Source organism: Mesorhizobium waimense (assembly GCF_003601975.1).
GTDB classification, from domain to species: domain Bacteria; phylum Pseudomonadota; class Alphaproteobacteria; order Rhizobiales; family Rhizobiaceae; genus Mesorhizobium; species Mesorhizobium waimense.
In genome coordinates this window covers 137,666-157,260 of sequence record NZ_QZWZ01000005.1, presented here as the reverse complement: position 1 = coordinate 157,260, position 19,595 = coordinate 137,666, and the positions used below count along the sequence as shown (strand labels likewise).

General features: G+C 61.8%; 14 protein-coding genes and 1 pseudogene. 2 read left to right on the top strand and 13 right to left on the bottom strand.

Going from position 1 to position 19,595, the window contains the following annotated elements; translation table 11 throughout:
• The first annotated feature begins 1 nt into the window (after window position 1).
• Both D3227_RS08815 and D3227_RS08810 read left to right on the top strand, forming a co-directional pair.
• On the top strand, window positions 2–1,513 hold the full coding sequence (locus tag D3227_RS08815; RefSeq protein ID WP_120013737.1) for an FGGY-family carbohydrate kinase: 1,512 nt from the start codon (window positions 2–4) through the stop codon (window positions 1,511–1,513).
• Window positions 1,510–3,129, top strand: coding sequence for a GMC family oxidoreductase (locus D3227_RS08810; RefSeq protein WP_120013736.1), 1,620 nt, complete (start codon window positions 1,510–1,512; stop codon window positions 3,127–3,129). Before D3227_RS08815 ends, D3227_RS08810 begins: the two co-directional genes overlap by 4 nt.
• 22 nt (window positions 3,130–3,151) lie before the next feature.
• Here D3227_RS08810 and D3227_RS08805 read toward each other — a convergent pair whose 3' ends face one another.
• From D3227_RS08805 to D3227_RS08745, 13 genes and pseudogenes are all read right to left on the bottom strand, one after another.
• On the bottom strand, window positions 3,152–4,141 hold the full coding sequence (locus tag D3227_RS08805) for a GlxA family transcriptional regulator (protein ID WP_120013735.1): 990 nt from the start codon (window positions 4,139–4,141) through the stop codon (window positions 3,152–3,154).
• 243 nt (window positions 4,142–4,384) lie between these two features.
• Window positions 4,385–5,384 (bottom strand): annotated as a pseudogene (locus D3227_RS08800) (4-hydroxyproline epimerase).
• Between the two features lie 18 nt (window positions 5,385–5,402).
• A complete protein-coding gene (locus D3227_RS08795) occupies window positions 5,403–6,257 on the bottom strand; it encodes an ABC transporter permease (protein WP_120013824.1) in 855 nt (284 codons plus the stop codon).
• A complete protein-coding gene (locus D3227_RS08790) occupies window positions 6,257–7,102 on the bottom strand; it encodes an ABC transporter permease (RefSeq protein ID WP_120013734.1) in 846 nt (281 codons plus the stop codon). The genes D3227_RS08795 and D3227_RS08790 overlap by 1 nt, the downstream gene beginning before the upstream one ends.
• A 14-nt stretch (window positions 7,103–7,116) precedes the next feature.
• Window positions 7,117–8,181 (bottom strand): quaternary amine ABC transporter ATP-binding protein, encoded by a 1,065-nt coding sequence (locus tag D3227_RS08785; protein WP_425374488.1) that lies wholly within the window; start codon window positions 8,179–8,181, stop codon window positions 7,117–7,119.
• Window positions 8,182–8,284: 103 nt separating this feature from the next.
• Complete coding sequence (locus D3227_RS08780) at window positions 8,285–9,136, bottom strand: glycine betaine ABC transporter substrate-binding protein (protein ID WP_120013732.1); 852 nt, start codon at window positions 9,134–9,136, stop codon at window positions 8,285–8,287.
• Between the two features lie 81 nt (window positions 9,137–9,217).
• Window positions 9,218–10,564, bottom strand: coding sequence for an NAD(P)/FAD-dependent oxidoreductase (locus D3227_RS08775; protein WP_120013731.1), 1,347 nt, complete (start codon window positions 10,562–10,564; stop codon window positions 9,218–9,220).
• Complete coding sequence (locus tag D3227_RS08770) at window positions 10,561–12,078, bottom strand: aldehyde dehydrogenase (RefSeq protein WP_120013730.1); 1,518 nt, start codon at window positions 12,076–12,078, stop codon at window positions 10,561–10,563. Before D3227_RS08770 ends, D3227_RS08775 begins: the two co-directional genes overlap by 4 nt.
• Entirely contained in the window at window positions 12,071–12,982 is a 912-nt protein-coding gene (locus tag D3227_RS08765; RefSeq protein ID WP_120013729.1) for a dihydrodipicolinate synthase family protein, read from the bottom strand. Before D3227_RS08765 ends, D3227_RS08770 begins: the two co-directional genes overlap by 8 nt.
• Complete coding sequence (locus tag D3227_RS08760; RefSeq protein WP_245451711.1) at window positions 12,979–13,635, bottom strand: GntR family transcriptional regulator; 657 nt, start codon at window positions 13,633–13,635, stop codon at window positions 12,979–12,981. The genes D3227_RS08765 and D3227_RS08760 overlap by 4 nt, the downstream gene beginning before the upstream one ends.
• 402 nt (window positions 13,636–14,037) lie before the next feature.
• Entirely contained in the window at window positions 14,038–15,660 is a 1,623-nt protein-coding gene (locus tag D3227_RS08755) for a GNAT family N-acetyltransferase (protein ID WP_120013727.1), read from the bottom strand.
• Between the two features lie 33 nt (window positions 15,661–15,693).
• Window positions 15,694–17,034, bottom strand: coding sequence for an HlyD family type I secretion periplasmic adaptor subunit (locus tag D3227_RS08750; RefSeq protein ID WP_120013726.1), 1,341 nt, complete (start codon window positions 17,032–17,034; stop codon window positions 15,694–15,696).
• Window positions 17,035–17,048: 14 nt separating this feature from the next.
• Window positions 17,049–19,436, bottom strand: a complete 2,388-nt coding sequence (locus D3227_RS08745) for a type I secretion system permease/ATPase (protein ID WP_425374493.1) — start codon at window positions 19,434–19,436, stop codon at window positions 17,049–17,051.
• Between the last annotated feature and the right edge of the window lie 159 nt (window positions 19,437–19,595).

The following is a 19,595-nucleotide window of genomic DNA, read 5'->3' as shown; positions in this document are numbered from 1 at the left end:
AATGAGCGGTTACATTCTGGGCCTTGATGCGGGCAATACAGTCATCAAGGCGATCATCTTCGACATGACGGGACGCGAACGGGCGCTCGCGGCGCTCGACGGGCATTCGTCGATGCCGAAGCCCGGCCATGTCGAGCGCGATCTCGGCGAACTCTGGCGCAACGCCGTCACAGTGATCGGCCGCTGCATCGCGGAAGCCGGCATCGACGCCGGCGACATCGTCGCGATCGGCTGCGCCGGGCACGGCAACGGCCTTTATGCGCTCGACCGGGCGGGCGCGCCGCTGATCGGCATCCAGTCGCTCGACACCCGCGCCGTCGGCATAGTCGGCGAATGGGCGAAGAGTAATGTCGGCGACCGCACATACCGATTTTGCCTGCAAAAACCCTGGGCCGCGCAGACGCCGACCTTGCTCGCCTGGCTGAAGCGGTTCGAGCCTGAGCTGTTCGGCCGCATCGGCACGGCATTCTTGTGCAAGGATTTTATCGTCAACCGATTGACTGGCGCGCGGTCCACGGATGCCACCGATATGTCCGGTTGCGGTTTGTTGTCGATGCCGGGACGGCGCTACGAGCAGGATTTGCTCGAGGCCTATGGCCTTGGCGACTGCGCCGACCTGCTGCCGCCGGTCCTGGAATCGGCCGAGATTGCCGGGCATGTCACTACCGATGTCGCGTCGCTCACCGGCCTGCGCGCCGGCACGCCCGTCGTGGCCGGCCTGTTCGACGTCGTGGCCAGCGCCATCGGGTCCGGCGTCACCCGCACGGGTGCCGCTTCGATCATCGCCGGCACCTGGAGCATCAACCAGGTCATCACCGACGAGCCGATCCGCGAGCCGTCGATCTTCATGCTGTCGACCTTCGACCCGACGCGCTATCTGGCGATTGAATCCAGCGCTACTTCGGCCACCAATCTGGAATGGATCGTGCGCGAATTCCTCGACCATGTACCGGAAGGAAAGTCGCCGTTCGAACTGTGCAGCGATCTTGTCGCTTCCGTCGATCCGACCGGCGACATCCCGATCTACCACCCCTTCCTCTACGGTTCACAGAAGAACGGCCAGGCGCGCGCCGGCTTTTATGGCATGGCTGGCTGGCACACGCGGGCACATATGCTGCGTGCCCTGTTCGAAGGCGTTGTCTTCGAACACAAACGTCATATCGAAACGCTCTATGCAGCGGGCGCGCGGTTCGATGAAGCGGTGTTATCCGGCGGCGGCTCACGCAGCGACGTTTGGGCGCAAATTTTTGCCGACGTGCTTGTCGTGCCGGTCACCGTCGCGAAGAGCCGCGAAACCGGCGCGCTGGGGGCGGCGATTGCAGCGGGTACCGGCGTCGGCGTCTTCGCGGATTTCGCTGCCGGTGCCATGGCGATGACCTCGGCCGCGCGCCGCTATGCGCCGAATGTTGCTGTTGCCCCAGCCTATGCCGCGCGCTACCAGCTCTATGGCGAGATCAACCAGGCAATGGCCCCGATGTGGGAACGCATCGCCAGTCGACAGGCTCTCCAGTGACCGTCGTTCGTCCATCTGATTTCGGTGAGTTCGACTTTGTCGTCGTCGGCGCCGGTTCGGCGGGCTGCGTGCTCGCCAACCGGCTCTCCGCCGACCCTCGAAACAAAGTCCTGCTGCTCGAAGCCGGCGGCAGCGACCGCTACCATTGGATCGATATCCCGATCGGCTATCTTTATTGCATGGGCAACCCCCGCACCGACTGGCTGATGAAGACTGAGCCGGACCTGGGGTTGAACGGACGCAGTCTCAACTATCCACGCGGCAAGGTGCTTGGCGGCTGTTCCTCGATCAACGGCATGATCTATATGCGCGGCCAGGCCGCCGACTATGATGGCTGGCGGCAGGCCGGCAATGCCGGATGGGGCTGGGACGACGTGCTGCCCTATTTCCGCAAGTCGGAGGATTATCACGGTGGCGCCAGCGCGATGCATGGCGCCGGCGGCGAGTGGCGTGTCGAGCGGCAACGGCTGTCCTGGCCGATCCTCGACGCCTTTCGCGATGCTGCCGAAGAGCTCGCAATTGCGCGCACTGAAGACTTCAACCAGGGCACGAACGAAGGCTCGGGCTATTTCGAGGTCAATCAGAGGAAGGGTGTACGCTGGAACGCTTCCAAGGCCTTCCTGCGTGGCATAAAGGGCCGCACCAATCTTCGTATCCTGACCGGCGCCGAAACAGAACGGCTGGAGTTCGACGGCGGCCGCGTCACAGGCGTCGTCTTCCGTCAAGGCGGCGCTCCGCATTTCGCCGGCGCCCACGAAACCATTCTGGCCGCCGGCGCCATCAATTCGCCGAGGCTCCTGGAACTCTCCGGCGTCGGACAAGCAGAACTCCTGTCGCAGCTTGGCATCCAGGTCCGGCATGCCTTGCCGGGTGTCGGCGAAAATCTGCAGGACCATCTGCAGATACGCATGGTGTTCAAGGTCAAGAACGCCGTTACCCTCAACCAGCGCTACCACAATCTCTTCAGCCGCGCGGCGATGGGGGCCGAATATGCCCTGTGGCGGAGCGGGCCGCTGTCCATGGCGCCAAGCCAACTCGGCATCTTCGCCCGTTCCGATCCGCGGCTCTCAACACCCGACCTCGAATATCACGTGCAGCCGCTCAGCACCGACCGACTGGGCGAGCCGTTGCATCGTTTCCCGGCCGTGACGGTCTCGATCTGCAATTTACGCCCCGAGAGCAGGGGCACCGTGCATATGGCCACGCACGACCCGCGCCAGCCCGCGAAGATCCGTCCGAACTATCTTTCGACGAAGGGCGACCGCAGCATTGCAGTGGCCTCGATCGAGCATGCGCGGCGGCTGATGAAAGCGAAGGCCATTGCTCGCTTCTCGCCGGAAGAGATGTTGCCAGGCCCGCAATTCTCAAGCCACGATGATCTGGTGCGCAAGGCGGGCGACATCGCCACGACCATCTTTCACCCGGTCGGCACGTGCAAGATGGGGGCGGACAGGATGGCCGTGGTCGACGACCGCTTACGTGTCCATGGCCTTGCCGGCCTGCGCATCGCCGACGCCTCGATCATGCCTACCATCGTTTCCGGCAACACCAATTCGCCGGTCATCATGATTGCCGAGAAGGCGGCGGAGATGATCTTGCAAGACGCGTTGCGGTAGCCTGGATTTTCGCCACGGCAACTCAGTTTGAAATCTCTGACCTGAACTTGCTTGGCGGTTGGCCGAACGTCTTGTGGAAGACCTTCGAGAAATGCGAGGCGTTTTCAAATCCGACCTCGATGGCAATCTCGATCATCGGAGCCTTGGTCTGCATCAAGAGGCGTTTCGCCCGCTCAAGACGCACTCTTAGGTAAACAAGTGCCGGAGAGTTCTTTGTTTCTTCCCTGAAGAGGCGCTCGAGCTGCCTCCGGGACAATCCGACAGATGCCGCCAACTTGGGTATGGAGAGCTTGTTGTCGACATGGTTCTCCATGATGATGAGCGCCGCCTTGAGCCGGGGATTTTTGCACTCTATGAAAGGGGGCCTGCGCGGCTGGATGTCCGAGGGCGAGCGCGCCTTCTCGATCTGCAATACTTCGAGGGCGTTTCTCTCAGCCTTATTGCTGATGTGAAGCCTGACGATTGATGCGGCCATGTCAGCCGCGCTGCTGCCTCCGGCACAAGAACCTCTGGCCTGGTCAAGATTAAACAAGCGGTCCGCCCTGACGTCATGATCCGGGAAGCGCTGGCGGAAAGCCTGATAGTGGAGCCAGCTGACGCAGGTCCGATGGTATTTCATCAGGCCGGCCTCAGCCAGGATGAACGTTCCCGTGCAAACCCCGATCAAGGGAACCTTGCAGGCGGCCGCTCTCTTCAGGTAGCTGACTGTCTCGCTGTCGACCGGGAACTCATTGTTGAGCAGACCGCCGACGACAACGATGTAGTTCAACTCCCTGGGATCCACGAAATCCGATGTCGGAGCGACCTGCACACCACAACTCGACGTGATCAGGTGCCTGGTGCTTGCCAGCACCTGCCAATCAGCCAAAACCCTACCAGACCTGTCGATCTCGTCGCTCGCCAGTCTGAGAGTGTCGACGAACAATGCGAACGCGGAAAGTGTGAAGGAACGAGCGAGGATAAAGCCGATCTTCAATCGGCCACCCCCCGGAGCTTCATTGGCTGCTTTCATGGCCTAACCCTCCGCCTATCTGGCCGCCGGCACCAGTGCCGTCTGAAACGCTGCTTCCAGACCAGCTTCGATCGCAGTGTCGAACCCGTTTTCCCGCATCGCAATGATGCCAGCCACTGTCGTCCCGTTGTGGTCCACGAACGACTCGACCGTCGTAGAACAGTGCCGTCGATCGCCACTCCTTGCCATCCAACTCCGCCGATCACACCCCCGCGCCCAATGTCTCCAAACGCTCGACTTCGCCTACTTGATCTGGAAGCCGTGGGCCAACGGATCGCGATCGTCGACGAAGATAGTATTATGGCCGATGATCCGCGCCCAGCCGCCGACACTGGGTTTGATGCCCTTGAAAGGACCTATGTCGGCCTCCGCCTCGACGCGGCCCTCGAACACCGTGCCGATCAGGCTTTCCTGGCGGAAGGTGTCGCCGACCTTCAGTCGTCCCTTGCCATGGAGTTGCGCCATGCGGGCCGACGTTCCCGTGCCGCCGGGCGAACGGTCGATCGCCTTGTCACCATAGAACACCGCGCCGCGGCCGTCGGCATTGCTGCTTAAGGGCGCGTCGCACCATATGGCATGGTGCACGCCGCGTATTTTTTCGTCCTCGGGATGGGCTGGATCGCAGACGTGCTCGAGTGCTTCGCGGAGAGCGCGGCTGAGGTCCACGATGTCGCTCGCCGATAGGCCGTCCAGGCCCTGCCATGACTCCTGCGGCTCGACGACGGCGTAGTAGTTGCCGCCATAGGCGATGTCGACGACGAGCCGGCCGAGACCAGGGACATCTACAGCGACGTCCGCGGCATGCAGATAGCTGGCAACATTGAACATCCGGACGGAGTCCACGAACTCGCCCGGTTTCTCGTACTGGATATCGACCCTTCCGGCCGGAGTCTCGATTGACAGCCTGCCCGGAGCCCGGGGCGTTACGAGGCCTTCTTCGATGGCCGCCGTCACCAGGCCGATCGTGCCGGCGCCGCACATCGGCAGGCATCCGCTGACTTCGATAAAGATCACGGCGAAATCACAGTCCTGACGGTACGCGGGATAGATGATCGCGCCCGACATGATGTCGTGCCCGCGTGGTTCGAACATCAATGCCTGACGGATCCAATCATGGTCGCGTACGAACAAGGTCGCGCCGCTCGGCGATCGGGATATGGGGCAGCAAGGGGCCGCCTCCCGCGACCAGCCGGACCGGATTGCCGCAGGTGTGGGCATCGATGCAGAAGAAGCTGCGGCGCATGGTATTTCCCTTTTGCGGTCAGGCGGCCTTGCCTGGTCTCTGGCGGCGCTGCAGCACGCCCCTGGAGACCCTGTCGAGGAGGATGGCGACGGCAACGATCGACAGTCCGGCCCGCAGGCCCAAACCCATTTCCATCCGCGTCAATCCCCGCGTCACCTCGGCTCCGAGACCGCCTGCTCCGACGAGGCCGGCCAGCACGACCATCGCCAGCGACAGGAGGATGCACTGGTTGAGACCGACCAGGAGTGTCGGTGTGGCCGAGGGGATTTCGATCTTGAACAGGATCGACCGCGGCGAAGTTCCGGTCGCATGGCCGAGTTCCAGAAGATCCTTCGGCACCTGGTTGAAGGCCAGGGTGGTCAGGCGCAGCATCGGAGGTATGCCGTAGACGATCGTCGCGATGATCGCCGGAACACGGCCGAGACTGAAGATCATGACGGCGGGGATGAGATAGACCCACGGCGGCACGGTCTGCATGATGTCCAGCACGGGCCGGATCCCGGCCTCGAATTTCTTGTACCGTGATGCCAAGATGCCGAGCGGGAAGGCGATCGACACGGAAATGATCACCGCCACCGTCACCAGCGCCAGCGTCTGCATCGAGGCGGTCCAAAACCCCGCCAGCAAGCAGAACACGAGTGAAATGGCTGTCACCACCGAGACCCGAACGCTGACGAAGAAAGCGGCGAGGAGGGCTGCCACGGCGATCGTCGCGTAGGGCGGCGGATAGAGGAGAACGGCTTCGATGCCCCCCAGCACCGCCTCGATCAGCTTGGTGACCGCATCGAAGAACGGATGGAAGTTCTTATTCAGCCAATCCACGGCAGGGGCGAGGTAGGCGCCCGGCGAAAACTGGAGCAGATCAGGGTCCATCATGCGCCTCCCTTGGCGCGGCGCGCCGCGCTCTGCGTGAGCCTGTCGAGCACCATGGTCAGGATGACGATTGCGATCGCGGCGTTGATTGAAGTGGCGATGTCGAGCGTGCGCACGGCCGAATAGATCGTCTCTCCGAGACCTCCCGAACCGACGATGCCGGCGATGACGACCATGCCGAAAGCCATCATCAGGCTCTGGTTGATCCCCGCCATGACGCTTGGGATGGCGAAGGGAAGCCTGATCTTGATGAACATTTGCCAGGGTGTCAGACCACTTGCCTGGCCGAGCTCGACGAATTCGAGCGGTGTCATGCGGATGCCAAGGGAGGTGAGCCGGATAGCGGGCGGCATCGCGACGATAAAGGTGGCGATGAGCGCGGTCGCGGGCCCGTAGCCGAGCAGCGCGATTGCAGGAAGCAGATAGATGTAAGGCGGCAGGGTCTGGATCAGATCGAGCACCGGCTCGAGAAACCGGTCGAACGATCTGACAAAGCCCGCCACGATGCCGATGGGAATGCCGACGAAAAGGGCCAGAATCGTAGCGGTGATCACCAGGGCCAATGTGCTCATGGTTTCCGTCCAGAGGCCCATCACCGCGCAAAAAACCATGGCAAGCCCCGCGAGGACGCCGGACAGAGCGTTGATCAATCGCCATCCAAGCAGGGCTGCGATGATGGCGATCACATAAAACGGTGCCAACTGCAGAAGCCACAGGACGCCGTCATAGGTTCCTTCAAGCACGCTCCGGACAAACTCGAACAACCATTCGCCATTGTCGCTGATCCAACCGAGCGCAGCATCCGTCCAGGCATCGAACGTGTCTGTAATGACTGAAATGTCCATTTGCTCCTCCCGAACTACCCTGCAGGCTTGCCGGCGACACCGCGGAGCAGACCACGGATGGTGACGACACCGACGACGGTGCCGTCCTCGACAACCGCGACCGCGTCGCGATCCGACTGCATGGTCAGATCGATGAGTTCGCCAATGTCGGCCTCCGGCGACGTTCGTAGCAGCGCGTTCACGTCGTTATGCGGCTGCGCGCTCTTGAACTCGGCAACGGGCCGCATCACGGAGTGCGCTTTGACCAGATGGATCCTGGATATGCCCGCCACGAAATCGGAGACGTAGTCGTCGGCGGGTTTGGTTACGATCTCCTCGGCCGTTCCGACCTGGACGATGACGCCGTCCTTCATGATGGCGATCCGGTCGCCGATGCGGATGGCTTCCTCGAGGTCGTGGGTGATGAAGACGGCGGACTTGCCGAGCGACTTCGTCAGTTGTCGGAATTCGTCCTGCAATTGGCGGCGGATCAGCGGGTCGAGGGCGCTGAACGGCTCGTCCATGAGGATGATTTCGGGATCTGCCGCTATGGCCCGTGCGAGGCCAACGCGCTGCTGCATGCCGCCGGACAGTTCGTTGGGATAGCGCGACGTCCAGTCGGCAAGGCCAACTTTTTCGAGGGCTGCGCGGGCAGTCCTGTTGCGCTCGTCTTTCGCAACGCCCCGCGCCTCGAGACCGAAAGCGGCATTCTCGAGAACCGTCCGGTGGGGGAGAAGCGCCACGCTCTGAAACACCATGCCGATGTTGCGGGCGCGCATATCGCGCAGCTCCGCTGCATTCAGCCTGGCGATCTCCTTGCCTTTCACCGTGATCTTGCCGAGGCTCGGTTCAATCAGGCGGTTAAGGAGGCGGATCAGCGTCGACTTGCCGCTCCCGGAGAGGCCCATGATGCAGAATATCTCGCCGCGGCGGACCTGGAGACTGGCGTCGGAGACACCCACCACGCAGTCGAATTCCTGCAGCACCTGCTTCTTGGATAGCCCACGTTCGGATATGGCCTTGACGGCAGCCTGAGCGCGACCACCGAAAATCTTCCATACGGACTGGCAGTCGACCAGCACTTCGCTTGGTTCATTCATTGCAGCGTTCATAGCGTTCCCCATGGGCCGGCTTGGCGGTGGCCTTCATGTTTTGTGGTTCCGGGGCGGGCCGCCAAGCTTGGGCGGCCCGCCGTTTCGACAATTATTCGGCCTTGATGTTCTCCCAGCGCTTCAGGAGGTCGGCATGGCTGTCGGTCCAGTCCTTGATGGCCTCGTCCATGGTCTTGCCCTCGTTGACGACGGAGTTGATCGCAGTGATGTCGGCAAGCGGGACGTAGACGCTGGCGATGACTTCGCGTGCGTGCGGATTGTCGGCGGAAAAGCCCTTCTTGCCGATCCAGTAGTAGCTCTGCGGCGGAGGGAAGACCGCCTTCGGATCCTTGAGGAACTTCACATCATACTTCTGCATCATCCAGGAGGGTTCCCAGATCGTGACGGCGATCCATTCCTTACGGTCGACGGCCGACTTGAGCGCTGCGGTCATGGCCGCGGTGCTGCCCTCCACGAGTTGCAGTTTCAGATCGTATGTCTTCACGGAGTTTGCGGTATCGCGCATCAGACCGGATCCCGGCTCGATGCCGACGATCTTGCCACCGAACTTGTCGGCGTTGTCGTTCAGCTGGTCCATGGAGTCGATCGTCACGTATTTCGGCACCGCCACGCCCTGGAACAGGCCATGCGAAACCGGAGAGATCTTCTCGAGGCGGTTCTTGTTCTTGTCCCAATAGTCCTGGGCAACGTAGTCGGTCTGCGAGGCGAGGATCTGGACGTCGCCCTTGCTCAGCGCGGCGTAGGCGATGCCCCATTCGGAGAAGGACACCACCTTTACGGTGTAGCCGGAGTCTTCGAGCACCTTTTTGGTGATGCCGGTGATGGGGGTGAGGTCCTCCCAGGACATCGTGCCCACGGTAATGGACTTCTCTTCCGCGTGAGCGGACAGCATGGTCATACCGACCATCGCGGCAGCGCAGAGCGCTTTCCACAACGTCTTCATTTTACTCACTCCTTATTTTTGTTCCCATTTTCACTTGAAGACTTCGCGGTTGGCTCCGCCTTCATATTGCGCGGCGAGGGCTCATCCCTCGCGGCCTGCACGCAATTCCTGTAATCGGATCACCGCGTTGATGCCGAGCCATGCGAGTGGTTCAGGCGGAAGCCGGGACGGCTCAGGGTGATCCATGTATTGTTCCAGATGTCGAGACGTCGTCTCTGTCGCCAACTCGGCCGCCATCATGCCGGCAAGCGTGCTCTTCACTGTGCCGAGACCGTTCTCACAACAGGCGGAAAAGAGCCCTTCTTCAATCTCGCCAAATGCGGGCACATGATTGAGGCTGAGACAAAGACGCCCGGCCCAGCTATGCTCAAAGCGGATTCCTGCAAGCTCCGGAAATCTGGCGTCGAGAGAGCGTCGGTGCTCTTCTGCCATTTTCGCCATCCGCCGGTCACTCAAAGTGATTGCCGTGTCGTAGGTGTACTTCGTTCGGATAGCGATGCGCGATTGACCGGCAGAAGTGATTTTGCGGACGGTGGCACCCATGGCGTCGGCAGGCAGCAGCGCCCATCGGTCCTGCCCGGAAACCTTCCGGCCGAAATCATCTGCAGGGAAGGGCGCTGTCATCGACGCATATGCGAAGATGTGCATCAGCCGCCTTGTGTAGTAGCCGAAATCATCGATATGGCCGTTGACTCCGACGATCACTTTTGGAGCTGTTACCGTGCCTCGCGGTGAAACTGCCTTCCAGGTTCCGGTTTCGCGTTTCAGAGACGTGACGGGGGAGCGTTCGAAGACATCAATCTGGTGCGACAATCCAGCGGCGAACCCGCGGATGTAATCAGCAGGCTGAATCAATACAGCGCCGGGCGTGTACAACCCGCCAAGATAATATCCGGATCCCGTGATCTCACGCATTTGAGCGGCATCCAGGAAGGTATGCGTCTCTCCTGCTGCTTTTAGCGACTCGCCAAAGCTCAGGTTCAGCTTCATCCCGCGTGCCGTCGCCGCGGCGTTAACCTTGCCTGCAGGATCGAAGGTCTCGCGCGACATTCCGTAGTCCGCGGCCACCTGAATGGCGAACGCGATTGCGGAGCGGTTCTGCGCCATCTCCAATCGACTGGCGTCAGCGTCTCCGCTGGAGTATTCGCTTGAGGAGAGATTGTGCGGGACATCGATCATATACCCGGAGTTCCGGCCCGATGTCCCTTTCCCCACCTCGCTTGCTTCGAGCACGACGATCTTGTCGCCAGGCCGTAATTGAGACAGCCGCCGCGCAGCGGAGAGCCCTGCGAAGCCCGCACCGATGATCAGCCAGTCGGCCGAAACGGTGCCGTCGAGCGTCCGGACGGGGAAGCTGCGTCTGCTGATCGCCTCCCAACCCGAGGTTCCGGTTTCTACCGGAAGACGCTTGACGACGACGTTGTTCACCGGATGGTCTCGTCGACCGAACGATCCGAGACGTCGATCCAGACCGTCTTCAATTCGCAGTAGTTGTCATGCGCGAAGACCGACTTGTCGCGCCCGCCGAAACCGGATTCCTTGTAGCCGCCGAACGGCGTCGTCGCGTCGCCTTCGCCGAAGCAGTTGACGGTCACCACGCCCGCGCGGATTTCGCGCGAAAGCTTGATCGCCTTGCGCAGGCTTCCGGTGTAGACGGACGCGGTCAACCCGTAGTTGGTGTCGTTGGCGAGAGCCACGGCCTCGGCAAGGGAGTTGAACGTCGTGACCGAAAGGATCGGTCCGAAAATCTCCTCCTGAAAGAGACGGCTCGAAGGCGTGACACCGTCGACGACTGTCGGCTCGATGTAGATACCCTTGTGCGTGCCGCCGCCATGGACGACGGAGAGCTTTTCGGTCTTCACGTCGCCGAGGAAGGATTTCACCTTCTCGAAATGGCTCTTGCTGACGAGCGCGCCGATGCGATTTTCCGGGTCGAGCGGATCGCCCGTCTTCCACTCCCGCATATAGGCGCCGATGCGCTGCAGCAGCTCGTCCTTGATCTTGGCGTGGACGATGAGTCGCGACGTGGCCGAGCAGTTCTCGCCCATGTTCCAGAACGCGCCGTTGACCACCTGTTCGGCGACGAGGTCGAGGTCTTCGGCATCCTCCAGGACCACCGCCGGGTTCTTGCCGCCGCATTCGAGGACGACGCGCTTGAGGTTGGAGTCCGCTGCGTAGTGCAGGAAGCGCCGACCCGTCGGCGTCGATCCGGTGAACGCCACCATGTCGACGCCCATATGCATACCGATCGGTTCGCCGACTTCCTTGCCGCCGCCGGTAACAACGTTGAAGACGCCCGCCGGGATACCGGCCTCATGCGCCAGCTCGGCGGCGCGAAGCGTGGTCAGCGTCGTTTCCTGGGCTGGCTTCACGATCACCGAGCATCCGGCGGCGAGCGCCGGGCCGATTTTCCAGGCCAGCATCAGCAGCGGAAAGTTCCACGGCAGGACGCAGCCGACGACGCCGACCGGTTCGCGCACGACCATGGTCAGCGCGTTGGAGCCCACGGGAGCCGTGTTGTCATAGAGCTTGTCGATCAATTCGGCATGCCAACGGATCGTGTGGATCGTATCCGGGACATCCACGGTCTGGCATTCGCGCACCGGCTTGCCGCTGTCGAGGCTCTCCATGACCGCAAGTTCGTGGCGGTTGCGCTCCAAGAGCTTCGCGAATTTGAGCAGCACTGCCTTGCGCTCGCCAGGCGAGCGGAGATGCCAGCGACCGTCGTCGAAGGCTTGCCTGGCCTTGGCCACGACGAAATCGACGTCGGAAGCGTCGCACGCCGCGATCTCGGCAAGTGTGTCGCCCGTCGCCGGATTGGTCGTCTTGAATGTCTTGCCAGAATTCGCCGGACGGAACGCCCCGTCGATGAAGGCATTGGTCGGCAATTGAATGTTCGCGGCGATCGCCTTGTATTCGGCAGCGGTCAAAGGTTCATGCATGGTTTGCTCCCGACGCGATCTGGGCGACCGTGCGCTTCAAAGTGGCGACGACAGTCTGGAGAGTTCGCTTTTCTTCCGAATTGAGGGGACGCAGCGGCGCCCGCACCGGGCCTGCGTTCAGGCCGATCAGCTCACAGCCGTGTTTGATCGACTGGACGAACTTCCCGCATTCGAGGAAATCCATGAGCGGCAGCATCGCGGTCATGATGGCGCGGCCCTTGTCGAAGTTCCTTTCGAGCACGCAGGCTTCGTAGAGCGCGACATGCTCGCGCGGGAGAAAATTGGAGCCGGCGCAGACCCAGCTCCTGGCGCCCCATGCAAAGAATTCGAGCGCCTGGTCGTCCCAGCCGCAAGAGAGCGAGATGTGGGGGAACTTCCGCGCCAGCAAATGGAGATTGCTCATCTCGCCGGAGCTCTCCTTGATGGCCACGACGTTCCGGGATTTGCCGACGCGGGAGAAATAGTCCTCTCTCATCGTCACCCCCATGCGGGCCGGGTAGTTGTAGAGCATGATCGGAAGGTTCGCCGCGCGGTCGACCGTAAGCGCATGAATCGCGTTCTCACGCTCCGTCGGCAAGGCGTATGGAGGCGACGACACGAGGATGGCGTCGGCGCCGATCTCTTTCGCCGCCTTGGCGTATTCGACCGAGTCTTCGGTCCTGGTGGCGCCCGTCCCAATGATGAGCGGAAGCCGAGTGCCAATCACCTCCTTGGCATAGGCGGCGAGATCGAAGCGCTCCTGGGCGCTCTGGGCGTAGTATTCACCCGTCGATCCGCCAACGATGATGCCGTGCACGCCGGCTTCGATGAGCGACTCGAGCACCGCCGCGAAGCCGTCACGATCTATCTGCCCGTCTGGGCCGAGAGGTGTGATGGCCGGGGTGTAGATGCCTTCGAACTTCAAGACGATTTCTCCATCGATCCGGCAGGCGTTTCGACAAGCGCGTCTGCCTTCATTCCTTGCGGTGCGATGAACATTTCCATGTTCTCCCGCGACAGTTCCCAGTGTTCGAAAACAAGGTCGACGACCGTGTCCTCATCGTGCGAGCCGATTGCAGCGATGAAGCCATCATGGTGGTCCACGGCGAGCAGCAGACGCCGGCGCATGTCTTCGTTGCGGGGCCGGAAGAAGGTGTGGCCGATCCGGGCGTGGTCGATCAGGAGGCGTCCGAGGCTCGGCTGCAGGTAGGCGTTGCCCGACATCTCGCCGATGATCTCGTGGAAGCGATTGTTCTCGAGGACCATGGAGAGTGCGTCGCCGGTGACGCTTGCGGTGCGGAACCGTTCCTGCGTGTCCGTGAGGTCTGCAAGCTGCTTGGGCTTGAAGTTTTGCACCGCAAGGCGGCCGATCGCGGCATAGATCATCGGCGCGACCAGGAAGAAGTGCCTGAGCGTCTGATGGTTCATGGGGACGACGCGCGCGCCGCGATTGGCGCGGATATCGATGTAGCCTTCACCCTCGAGCCGACGAAAAATCTCCCGAACAGGCGTTCTAGAGAGGCCGTAGCGCTCGCTCAGGCTCACCTCGTCCAGATCCTGATCGGGGTCGAGTTCCATCGTCAGAATCTGACGCTTCAGATCGTCGTACAGACCGTTCTTCCCGCTTTTCACCGAGACCTCCTGCCTGAAATTCCCGTGACCACCGGTCCATCGACCGCGTCGACGGCAGGAGATTTGCACGGTCAGGGGAGCGAAGTCAACAAATTGTATAATGTTTGTACACAGGAATTATACAGGATGAGTACAATGGGATGAGACCGACCGGGAACCGCCATTGGTTGGCGGTCGGCCAATTCGAAGGCGTCAAATGGGATTTCCATCTGCGCCATGGCGAGCAACTGCCCACCCGATGATGCAGAGCGGAGCTACGCAGATGCTATGGAGCGCATCCTGCGTCTTCGCATTGCGGGCGGGTGGGCGCTCAACGAGGGAGAACGCTGATTTAGACCAACGGAGCAGTCAGGCGTCAGCCTTCTCAAGGAGGGGCAAACTTGCCTTCACGGGTTCGAGCCTGATGTAGCAAGGGTTCAAATCCTGCTTGAGCTTGTTCAACTGCATGCGTGCCTTGGCACGAAGCAGAGGGTCGATGGGCTTGTCGGACCGATCCTGTACCGCGCTCAAGACCTTCGCCGCTTCGTCAATCTGCCGGAGTTCCGCCAGGCAGCGGCCAAGGCCGTACTGCGCTCCGGGAAGCTCCGGATTGAGCTCAAGCACCTTGCGGAAGGCGTCCGCGGCCTCGGAGTGGCGACTTAGCGCCTGCAGTTCAATGGCAAGCCGAGACCACGCCTTGACCGAATTCGGCGCGATCTCCACGAGCGAGCCAAAGGTATCGGCGGCTGACCAGTGATCCGCCTTGGCCGCGAGCAATTGACCCAATCCGTACAGGGTACGAGCGTGGCGAGGGGCGACCTCGAGAATTTGGCGATAGGCGCTTTCGGCATTGGCCAGCTTGCCCGCCTCGTGGAATTTGGTCGCCTGCTCAAGCACGCTTGCCACGGATCTGGCGTCAAGCCGGTCACCGAGATTTCGGCCCGTCCTCGTTTTGACCAGAACACAATGAATTTTGGTCTCCTCGACACCGAATGAATATTTGTAGGACTCGTTGCCGCGCAGGAAATCGTAGCTGCGGAAGCCCTGCTCGATCGCACGGCGAATGCAATAGGCATGCAGCACAAGCCCCGGCGGGATTTCGTTGGCGGTCTCGTCGCGTCCGGCGAGGTGGAAGAGCATCGCCTTCTTGACCGGGTCGACCAAGAACGCCAGGCCAGCGAGCGGTTTGTCTTGGTGCCAGAGAATGGGCAGGAACAGGGTTCCGCTCTCGAAGGCATCCTTGAACAGTATGCGGTTGGACCTCAAAAGGCCGGGCAGAAGGTTGCCCTTCCGCGGCGCCCATTTGATGCGCCACATTTCGAGGATGATGCCGATGTCGCGGTCGATCGTCGAGGCGTCGGCATGGGTGATGCGAAATTCGTCCGACCCGTCCAGTTTGCGCAGGAAGCGCCTGATCTTCTGGCGCGTGTTTGAACTGATCTTCTGCTCGAGATAAGTGTCCCAATCCCCCGGCAGGCTGGCGGCCGGGCAGATGCAGTTGTCGACATTGTCGGTCTTGTTGACGCGCTGCATCCTTTGAGCGGTCAGGCGCTTGTCGGCAAGGTTGTCGAGCAGCAGGCGCCGCCGCTTCTCCGACATGCGCAGATTTTCGAGATGCAGCTTGGCCCAGTTCATCTTCATGAGATGTTTGGCAAGCGCCGGGATCGCGCGGTCGGCAAAACCTGGTGCGCAAACGATGCCCGTGTAGTCGGCCGCGTAGTTTGCGCCCATGTTGATTTCGTTGTGGCAAAAGCCGGTCTTCTTGTTCAGCCTGGTGCGGAGCCGCAACGGCAGCAGGGCGACATAGGGAGACCCTTGCGGTCCCGACCGGGCCGCCAGGATGGACCAGGCGCCTTCAAACCGGCGAAGATAGGACGACAGGAACGTCCAGGACAGAAAGAACTGGGCCTCGGGGTCCTTCTCGTAAAGATCGTCCCAGTTCTGCCTGAGCCCGTTGAGGCCCTCCCGTGTCGTGATGACATCGATATGCATGGTTCCCCCGAATTTGTCCCTTGTTTGCGAAGCTCACTGTTCCATGAATGCCCTGGCCATGCTGTCGGCGATCGGCTTCGTCAGATAGCTGAAGAACGTCCGCGACTCGGTTTGCACCAGTATTTCGGCAGGCATGCCCGGCGTCGGCGTAAAGCCGTGCGCCTTCGCCAGCTCGCTTGCCGGCAAGCGTACGCGGGCCAGATAGACCTCCTTGGGCGTGGGGCCGCTCATCTCAGGCAACGCGTCGGCCGAGACGTAGTAAACCTCGCCTTCCAGAACCGGCGTGGTGCGCCGGTTGAGCGCGATCAGCCGGATCGAGGCCTGCTGCCCGACCTTGACGTTGTCGATGTCGGTGCGAGGGACTTGCGCCTCGATGACCAAGGGCACGTCTGAAGGCAGGATCTCGAGGATGGCCTTGCCGCTCTCGATGACGCCGCCGGCGGTGTGGTAATGCATGCGTATGATCGTGCCGGGCACGGGCGCATTGATGGTGACACGGCGAAGCACATTCTGCGCCTCGCGTGACTGCTCGCGTACCGCGTCCAGTTCGGCTTCCAGGCTTTGCAATTCCTGGAGCGCTGCCTGGCGATAGGCGTCCTTCGTCTGGGTGATCTGCTGCTCGAACCTGACGATCTGTTCGCGGTTCTCGGAAACCTCCGCCACCATCTTGCCGATCTGGCCGTCCGCGTCCGCCATTGCCCGCTGGATCGCCTTCACCTCGGTTCCGCGGATCAAACCCTGGTCGAGAAGCTTTTTCTTGCCCCCATATTCTTCCTTGAGGAATTGCAATTGCCGCCGAACCGACGAGATCTGCTCCTCGATGCCTTCGTTGCGGAATTGCATGGCTTTTATGTTCTGATCGAACAGCCCTATTTCACTGCTGCGTTTGCTGATCGCGGCGGCGAAGTTGAGTTGCTGGCTTTCCATGATCGGCGCAATTTCCGGGTCGTACTGATTGTCGGTCACGATCTTGGGAAACTGGATCTTGTCGCTGTCTTGCACCTCGGCATTCAAGCGGGCCGCGATCGCCTCGAGCCTGGCCTTTCGCAGAAACAATTGCCGTTCGTTGGTCTGGGCGGCGGTTTCGTCGAGCCTGACCAGCGGCTGATCGAGGCTGACATGGTCGCCTTCGCTGACCAGGATTTCCTTGATGATGCCGCCTTCGAGATGCTGAATGACCTTGTTTTGCCCGGTGGCAACGAAACTGCCTTGAGCAACGATGGCGGATGCCAGCGGCGCCGTGAAAGCCCATGTGCCGAAGCCGCCGAAGGCCACCGAGATGAGCAGGATGCCAACCACGGTCTGTTTCCGGATCGAGCGTGGCACCTCAGAGTACCACTGCATGTCGTGAACTTTTGCGATCTCGGTTGTCATTTTTGATTGCCCGGCTATTGGATCTGATGACCAAACGCCCCGCCTTCGATGCTCAGTCCGCGGGTTGCCAATGCCTGCAGCACATCCTGGCGCATGCCGAACAGGGCGACGGTGCCGTTGACGAGCAGGAGGATCTTGTCGACGCTCTTGAGCAAGGATGGGCGCTGGGTGATGGTGATGACCGTGATCTTGTGCTCCTTGGCGTGCTGAAGCGCGCGCTCCAGCGCCGCGTCACCCGCCGAGTCCAGGTTCGAGTTCGGCTCGTCGAGCACGACCAGGCGAGGATTGCCGAAAAAGGCGCGGGCGAGGGCGACACGCTGCTTCTGTCCGCCGGAAAGCGGCGCTCCGTCGGCGGCCACGAAAGTCTCGTAGCCGTGTGGCAGAGTGGAGATCATTTCATGGACGTCTGCCAGTGCGGCGGCCTGATAGATTTCGGCATCGGTCGCGTCGTCGCGCATGCGGGCGATGTTGGCCTTGATGGAGGCCGGAAACAGCTGAACGTCCTGTGGCAGATAGCCAATGTTCTCGCCAAACTGGCGCGGATCCCAGTTGCGCAGATCCATCAGGTCCAGCCGGACGTTGCCTGATGTGGGCAGGATCGAGCCGACCAGCATCTTGCCCAGGGTCGTCTTGCCGGCGCCCGAATTGCCGATGATCGCCAAGGAGTCGCCCGGCGAAAGCGCGAACGAGATGCCGTTGAGCACGACGCGCTTGGTTCCCTGGGGCACGAAGAGAAGGCGTTCGACGTCGAGACGACCCTCGGGGCGGGGCAGGTTCAATCGTTCGAAATTGAGCGGGGACGACTGCAGAAGCGAAGCAATCCGGCCGTAGGCGGCGCGGGAATGCACGACCTGGTTCCAGCCCTCGATGGCGCCTTCGATCGGACCCAAAGCCCGTCCGGCGATGATCGATGCGGCAATGACCATGCCGCCGGTGAGATGGCCCTCGATCGACAGATGAGCGCCCCAGCCAAGCATCGTCACCTGGGTCAGAAGCCGCACCGCCTTCGATATCGAAGCAAAGACGATGTTGCGATCCTGTGCGATCACCTGTGCGCGAAGGGAGTTTGCCGTGTCCTTGCCCCAGATCCGCACCGCCTCGGGAATCATCGCCAGCGCATTGATGATCTGGGAATTGCGCGACATCGAATCGAGATGGATGTTGGCCTTGCTCTGATGCGTGTTCGCCTCGCCGAAGGCGGCCGCCGTCGCGCGCTGGTTGAGAAGTGTGATCAGCAGGAGCAGCAACGCCGAGGCCATGACGATGAAGCCCTGGTGCGGGTGGATGAGAAACACCGCCAGCATCATGAAGGGAGCCATGGGCGCGTCGAGGAACGACAGCAGCGTGCCGGATGTCAGGAATGTCCTCAGCTGCTGCAGGTCACCCAGGACCTGATACTCTTTGCCGTTGCTGTTAAGGGAGGCTCTGGCCGCAGCGCTGAGGATCGGTGCGCCCAACTGGGCCGCGACCTCGACCGCCGTGCGCATCAGGATGAAGCGGCGAAGCGCATCGAACACCGCCTGCAAGACCACCGCGCCGACAATCACCACCGTCAGCATGATCAAAGTGTCGGCGGAACGGCTGGTAAGAACGCGATCCGAGATCTGGAACAGATAGATCGGGATCGCCAGGACCAACACATTGCAGGCGACCGTGAACAGCATGACGATGAGCAGGTTTTTCTTGACCGCTCGCAACCCGGCTTTGAGAGAAGCGCCGAAATCGACCGGGCCGAGCCGCTTGTGAAAGACGCCGCCGCCACCACCGCCTCCGCCGCCGCGCCGGCCGCTGTCGTCGTCGCTGGGAGGCGAGCCGCCGCCCTGGTGCGGTTCCTTGGCCTTTATCGGACCGGTGTCGCCTTCAATGACGATCATGCCCGGTGTTTTGGGGACGTCCTTCATCTCGGATGTTTTGGATGTCCCGGGTGCAGCAGGTGTTCCGGGAGCACCAGGTGTCCCGGGAGCGCCAGGTGCTGCCTTGGCCAGCGGTTCAGCAGGCCGCTGCAGCATTGACTCCGGTTTGGCTGCTGACGCGGCCGAGGCGCCTTGGTTCTGCGCCGTCGAAGCCGACCTTGGCGATTGCTCTGGCTTTGGCGCTGGCCGCGGGAACCTGCTCTCTCGTTGTGGCACGGGCTCGGGCGAGGCCGCGGCATTGATCTCCCCGGCGCCGGTCGTGATGCTCTGGCTTGGTTGCCGGGCTGGCTCCGAGCGGGTTGGCTCGGGGCGGGTCGGCTGCCCGGGGGATGCAGCCGCTACCTTGTCGGTGGCGGGCGCCGGCTTCGGAGTTGGCACGGTGGCAGGTGCTGGCGTGCCATCGGGACGCGCCTGTTCGGACGGGGCGCTTGAACGCGCGGCCGTCTGTCCGACTGAAATCGTTTTGTCCTCGGGCCGCCTCTCTTGCATGGCAGGGGCAGGCGCGGCAGGATCGGTCGCCGGCTTTTTCGCCACCGTTGCCGGCAGGGCCGGGGCTGGAGTCGCCGCCACGGCGGCTGGCTTGATTTCGCCACCGCTTGGCGCAGGCGCACGCTGCGGTGTGATGGCAGGCACTGATGTTCCGGCGGC

Bases quoted from the DNA above. Each gene is read 5' to 3' on its own strand.
- D3227_RS08815 (WP_120013737.1), top strand. From the start codon at position 2: ATGAGCGGTTACATTCTGGGCCTTGATGCGGGCAATACAGTCATCAAG.
- D3227_RS08790 (WP_120013734.1), bottom strand. From the start codon at position 7,102: ATGGACATTTCAGTCATTACAGACACGTTCGATGCCTGGACGGATGCT.
- D3227_RS08785 (WP_425374488.1), bottom strand. From the start codon at position 8,181: ATGAATGAACCAAGCGAAGTGCTGGTCGACTGCCAGTCCGTATGGAAG.
- D3227_RS08755 (WP_120013727.1), bottom strand. From the start codon at position 15,660: ATGCATATCGATGTCATCACGACACGGGAGGGCCTCAACGGGCTCAGG.
- D3227_RS08780 (WP_120013732.1), bottom strand. From the start codon at position 9,136: ATGAAGACGTTGTGGAAAGCGCTCTGCGCTGCCGCGATGGTCGGTATG.
- D3227_RS08760 (WP_245451711.1), bottom strand. From the start codon at position 13,635: ATGGAACTCGACCCCGATCAGGATCTGGACGAGGTGAGCCTGAGCGAG.
- D3227_RS08745 (WP_425374493.1), bottom strand. From the start codon at position 19,436: ATGCAAGAGAGGCGGCCCGAGGACAAAACGATTTCAGTCGGACAGACG.
- D3227_RS08770 (WP_120013730.1), bottom strand. From the start codon at position 12,078: ATGCATGAACCTTTGACCGCTGCCGAATACAAGGCGATCGCCGCGAAC.
- D3227_RS08795 (WP_120013824.1), bottom strand. From the start codon at position 6,257: ATGGACCCTGATCTGCTCCAGTTTTCGCCGGGCGCCTACCTCGCCCCT.
- D3227_RS08805 (WP_120013735.1), bottom strand. From the start codon at position 4,141: ATGAAAGCAGCCAATGAAGCTCCGGGGGGTGGCCGATTGAAGATCGGC.
- D3227_RS08750 (WP_120013726.1), bottom strand. From the start codon at position 17,034: ATGACAACCGAGATCGCAAAAGTTCACGACATGCAGTGGTACTCTGAG.